The following is a 686-nucleotide window of genomic DNA, read 5'->3' as shown; positions in this document are numbered from 1 at the left end:
GCATAGACCGCAACGATCCCGGCGCCGATCGTCAGCCGCATCGCGGGATCCTCGATCGTCGTCACAGCGCCGATCCACGCGATCGGACCGAGCACGAGGCCCGGCAGATTGGCCTTGCGGCCGTGGAAGATACGCGCGGCATTCCAGACCATGCCGCATGCGGCGAAGCCGATTGCATTGAGGCCCAGCAGGACGAACCGATCGAGCGTCGAGCCGCCGACCGTCCACAGCGCGACGGAGGCTGCGCCGAGCAGATAGGCGGTGCCCCACCATTTCAACGCGTGAATGTTCTCCTGCCTGCCGAACAACCAGAGCATGGCGCCGAGCATGCCCGCGACCATGGTGGCGAACAAATAGAGCGTCGATGGATCGAACGACATAGGTCACCCCAGCCCGGTGTGATGCAACGTCCGCAGGCGCAGATAATGCGGTGATGCAGCGCCAGTGCGAGCCAGCACGCTAGAAGGCCCGAGTTCCAATTTCGTTTGCACGCACACGCAAGTTTTCTTGAAAAACTGCGCTAATTCGCGTCGAAACACGGCGTCGTTGGACGCAGCAAAAAGGGCGCCTCGCGGCGCCCTCTGCAACTCGATGCACGCGGCAATTGCCGCGAATTTTAGCACTCGAATTAGCGCTTCGAGAACTGGACGGACTTGCGGGCTTTCGCCTTTCCGTACTTCTTGCTC

At 61.7% G+C, this 686-nt stretch carries 2 protein-coding genes; both read right to left on the bottom strand.

The window, feature by feature from the left end; genetic code table 11:
- Positions 1 to 341, bottom strand: a 341-nt coding sequence (locus tag NS334_RS16135) for a hypothetical protein (protein ID WP_206542670.1), incomplete at its 3' end; no start/stop codon positions are given.
- 42 nt (positions 342 to 383) lie between these two features.
- A partial coding sequence (locus NS334_RS18855) for a hypothetical protein (RefSeq protein ID WP_206542669.1) occupies positions 384 to 686 on the bottom strand: 303 nt, incomplete at its 5' end.

Source organism: Sphingomonas endophytica (genome assembly GCF_001476895.1).
In the GTDB taxonomy this organism is placed as follows: Bacteria; Pseudomonadota; Alphaproteobacteria; order Sphingomonadales; family Sphingomonadaceae; genus Sphingomonas; species Sphingomonas endophytica_A.
Note: the sequence above shows the minus strand (reverse complement) of the source record. Positions and strands in the feature narration are given on the sequence as shown.